The sequence below is a fragment of the Dysgonomonas sp. HGC4 genome, assembly GCF_001261715.1.
Lineage (GTDB): Bacteria > Bacteroidota > Bacteroidia > Bacteroidales > Dysgonomonadaceae > Dysgonomonas_A.
The window spans coordinates 1-4,046 of sequence record NZ_CVRU01000182.1; the positions used below are offsets into that span (position 1 = coordinate 1).

Annotated in this window: 5 protein-coding genes; all 5 read left to right on the forward strand. The window is 35.8% G+C overall.

Annotated features, from left to right (window positions below; genetic code table 11):
- The first annotated feature begins 27 nt into the window (after positions 1 to 27).
- The 5 genes from HGC4_RS17170 (at position 28) to HGC4_RS17190 (ending at position 3,995) form a co-directional block, all read left to right on the forward strand.
- Positions 28 to 678 carry a Crp/Fnr family transcriptional regulator gene (locus HGC4_RS17170; protein ID WP_082204228.1) on the forward strand — a complete coding sequence of 217 codons (651 nt, stop codon included), beginning with the start codon at positions 28 to 30 and terminating at the stop codon, positions 676 to 678.
- Entirely contained in the window at positions 675 to 2,189 is a 1,515-nt protein-coding gene (locus tag HGC4_RS17175; RefSeq protein WP_050711369.1) for a GH3 auxin-responsive promoter family protein, read from the forward strand. Before HGC4_RS17170 ends, HGC4_RS17175 begins: the two co-directional genes overlap by 4 nt.
- Before the next feature lie 120 nt (positions 2,190 to 2,309).
- Positions 2,310 to 3,173, forward strand: coding sequence for an outer membrane protein assembly factor BamD (locus HGC4_RS17180; RefSeq protein WP_050711370.1), 864 nt, complete (start codon positions 2,310 to 2,312; stop codon positions 3,171 to 3,173).
- A gap of 30 nt (positions 3,174 to 3,203) precedes the next feature.
- Positions 3,204 to 3,536 carry a DNA-directed RNA polymerase subunit omega gene (locus HGC4_RS17185; protein ID WP_050711371.1) on the forward strand — a complete coding sequence of 111 codons (333 nt, stop codon included), beginning with the start codon at positions 3,204 to 3,206 and terminating at the stop codon, positions 3,534 to 3,536.
- Positions 3,537 to 3,995, forward strand: coding sequence for a DUF4293 domain-containing protein (locus HGC4_RS17190; RefSeq protein WP_050711372.1), 459 nt, complete (start codon positions 3,537 to 3,539; stop codon positions 3,993 to 3,995).
- The last annotated feature ends 51 nt before the right edge of the window (positions 3,996 to 4,046 follow it).

Below are 4,046 nucleotides of genomic sequence, written 5' to 3' on the forward strand. Positions count from 1 at the left end.
ATCAGCTTTGAAGCTAGCATCCCTGACATGTGGGCTCTTCTGGAGGATAGTGAACGTGAACTTGTAAAAGATGCAGCGAAGATTCTTCACCTCAAAAAAAATGAAATCATTTATTGCGAAGAAGAGGTCCCCAAAGATTTAATGTGTCTCTTAAAAGGGAAAGTTAAAATCTTTAAGAACGGGGTTGGTGGACGTAGCCAGATTATCCGAATGATACGCCCTGTCCAGAATTTTGGATACCGGGCTTACTTTGCTAAGGAACCTTATGTGACAAACGCTTCGGCTTTCGAAGCTTCTATGGTTTGTCTTATTCCTATGGTACTTATAGAGCAGTTGGTTATGTCAAATACCAGACTGGCAATGTATTTTATTACAGAATTATCTACCGATCTCGGTATTGCCGACGAACGGGTGGTAAGTCTTACTCAGAAGCATATTCGCGGGAGACTTGCTGAATCATTAGTTTTCTTACTCGAAAATTATGGTTTGGAAGAAGACGGTGCTACTATTAGTATCTACCTATCGAGAGAAGATTTAGCAAACCTGTCAAATATGACTACTTCAAACGCTATCCGAACATTATCTACATTTGTAGATGAACATATTATTGCTTTGGATGGACGTAAAATTAAAATAATGGACGAAGATAGACTGCGAAAAATTAGTAAAATAGGATGATCTCTTCTTTAGTACATAAATATTTAGATTTTAAGTACAGAGAGGTTGAGCAGTTTATAAATAACCCAATTCTTACACAAGAAAAAATACTTAACTATCTTATCAAATCTGGAACCAATACTTATATTGGATCCCAGTATGATTTTGCGTCTATTAAAAATAAGGACGATTTTAGAAAATCGGTTCCTGTTTTTCATTACGAAGATTTGAAACCCTATCTCGAAAAGATTCTGATAGATAAGCAGCAAAACGTGTTGTGGAATAAACCTGTGAAATGGTTCGCCATGTCATCGGGAACTACAAACGATAAGAGCAAATATATTCCTGTAACTCAAGAATCTCTGACACAAGGTCATTACAAATGTGGACAACAGATGCTTGCATTGTATGCGCAGAGTAATCCTCAAGCTAAATTTTTCTTAGGAAAGACTCTTGTATTAGGAGGTAGTAAACAGGTTAATAATATAGGAGATGGTGTTTTTACCGGAGATATTTCGGCAATACTAATTAAGAATTTAAAATTCTGGGCAAAGTATAGCAGGACTCCCGAAAGAATATCTCTTATCCCCGATTGGGAAACCAAATTACAGGAACTTACTGATTATGCTATAAGAAAAGATGTGAGAGCTTTTATGGGTGTTCCTTCTTGGCTGTTGGTTCTGCTGAAAAAAATTACAGCGGATACAGGTCGAGAGTTGACCGATTTATGGCCTAATCTGGAAGTGTTTTTTCATGGAGGAGTAAGCTTCACCCCTTTTGAAGATCAATATCGGAAGTTGATAAACAAAGATTCGATGGTTTATTGGGAAACCTATAATGCATCCGAAGGATTTTTTGGCTCACAATATTCGGGCGATTCAAAAGATATGCTTTTGATGCTCGATAATAATATATATTACGAGTTTGTTCCCATGAGTGAGTGGGATTCTGATAATCCAACGACTCTCACTCTTGAAGAAGTTGAAATAGGTCAGAATTATGCTGTACTGATCACTACAAATGGAGGTCTTTGGCGGTATATGATTGGAGATACTATCGAATTTACATCTATAATACCTTATCTATTCAAAATAACAGGTCGTACCAAGCACTTTATTAATGCTTTTGGTGAAGAAGTTATCATTGATAATGCGGAGAGTGCTTTGAGTGAGGCGTGCGCAGCAACGGGTGCTCATATTGTTGAATATACGGCTGCTCCTATTTATTTTGGGGACAATTCGGCAGGAGCTCACGAGTGGTTAATCGAATTCGATGTAGAACCCGCGGATATTCATTTATTTAGAGTAACTTTGGATAATGCTTTGAAGAAGGCAAATTCGGATTATGAGGCAAAAAGATCCCATAATTTATCGCTCCAAGATCCGGTAATTCGTGTTTTACCTAAAGACAGTTTCTATAATTGGCTAAAATATAAAGGAAAAGCAGGCGGACAGAATAAAGTACCTCGGTTATCGAATAATAGAGATTATGTAGATAAAATGTTGATATTCTTGAATATGAGTGGCGTTTAGAGATGTTTCGAAAGAAAGCCTAAAAAGGTAAGTATCTCAAAATAACTTAAAAAAAAAACTTTATTTTCAAAATCTAAAAGCTTTACTTAAATTTGTGACTCAAAATCTCATTCTGAAATAATGAAAATAAGAATTCTCTTAGTATTTGTACTTACTCTGTTGGTGGCTACTTCGTGTGGCGAATACAACAAAATACTTAAAAGCACCGATTATGAATTGAAGTACACTTATGCAAAGAAGTATTTTGATGAGAAGAAGTACGGTAGAGCATCCACATTGTTGGAGGAGTTAGTTCCTATTTTTAAAGGAACGTCTCATGCTGAAGAGTCATTGTTTTTGTTAGCTCAGAGTTTTTTCTACGATAAAGATTATACCACAGCAACCCAATATTTCAAGGCTTATTATACAACTTATCCTAAGGGCGAGTTTACCGAATTGGCTAGATTTAATGCTGCTTATGGTTTGTATTTAGATATTCCCGATGTAAGACTCGATCAGACTAATACATACAAGTCGATGCAGGAGTTTCAAACATTCTTAGAAATATACCCGCAAAGTGATAAAATACAGTTAGTGCAAGACTATTTATTCGAGATGCAAGAAAAATTGGCATTAAAAGAACTTATGGCATGCCGTTTGTATTTCAATTTAGGTAATTACATGGGTAACAATTACGAATCGTGTGTAGTTACTGCACGTGAAGCTCTAAAAACGTATCCATATTCACAATACAGAGAAGAATTTCAGATTCTTATTTTAAGATCTCGTCATGAGGTAGCATCTAAGAGTATTGTAGAGCGTACAGCCGAACGTTACAGAGATGTTATTGATGAGCATTATAATTATTTGAATATGTTTCCAGAAGGGAAATATAAAAGAGAGGCTGATAGATATTATCGACGAGCTGTCAGAGCTCTTGATCTTAAGATCGAAGGTATGACAGATGAAGAACTAGAAAACGAAAAGAAATTAGAAAGAAAATAAACATCACATTCATTATAGCGAATTAAAGTTATGGATTACAAGAAGACCAATGCACCAAGCAATACAATCACCAGAGATATGATGACCTTGTCTGCAGATACTGGAAATGTCTACGAAACAGTAAGAATTATTGGTAAGAGAGCAAATCAGATAGCTGTAGAAATGAAACAGGATCTGGATAGAAAACTTCAAGAGTTTGCTTCTTATAGCGATAATTTGGAAGAGGTTTTCGAAAACCGTGAGCAAATCGAAATTTCTAGATATTACGAAAAATTGCCTAAAGCTGCTTTAATTGCTGCTCAGGAATATACTGAAGGTAAAGTATATTATAGAAATCCAAATAAGGATAAAGATAATTTCTAAATGATACAACGTATACAATCCGTATATCTACTAATTGCAGCCATTCTTATGGCTGTAACTGTATGTAGTCCTCTGGCTGTGCTGATTGGTACACCCGATAGTTTCTATCTTTTCAAGAGTATGGGTATTTTCGAAGATGCAATAGCTCTTTCTTATCCGACATGGGCTGTAGCAGCTCTTTCGGTAGTGAGTGCTTTATTGAGCTTCGTGGCTATATTCTTGTTTAAGAAACGAAAAGTACAAATAAAGATGTGTTATGTTTCGATAGCATGTATCATTCTTTTTTATGCAGCATTTGCATATTACTTGTATGCAGGGCAGATAGTATTGAGCGCAGAGTTTACAAAAGTAGAGTATGGGCTGGCATTTCCTGCAATATCATTGATATTGACAGTGCTGGCATTATCGAAAATCAAGGCTGATGAGAAACTTATTCAGTCATTGAATAGGATCAGATAAGTACGATATCTAGCCTCATAAGAGGTTGTACATAATAAAGAAAGAGATTAC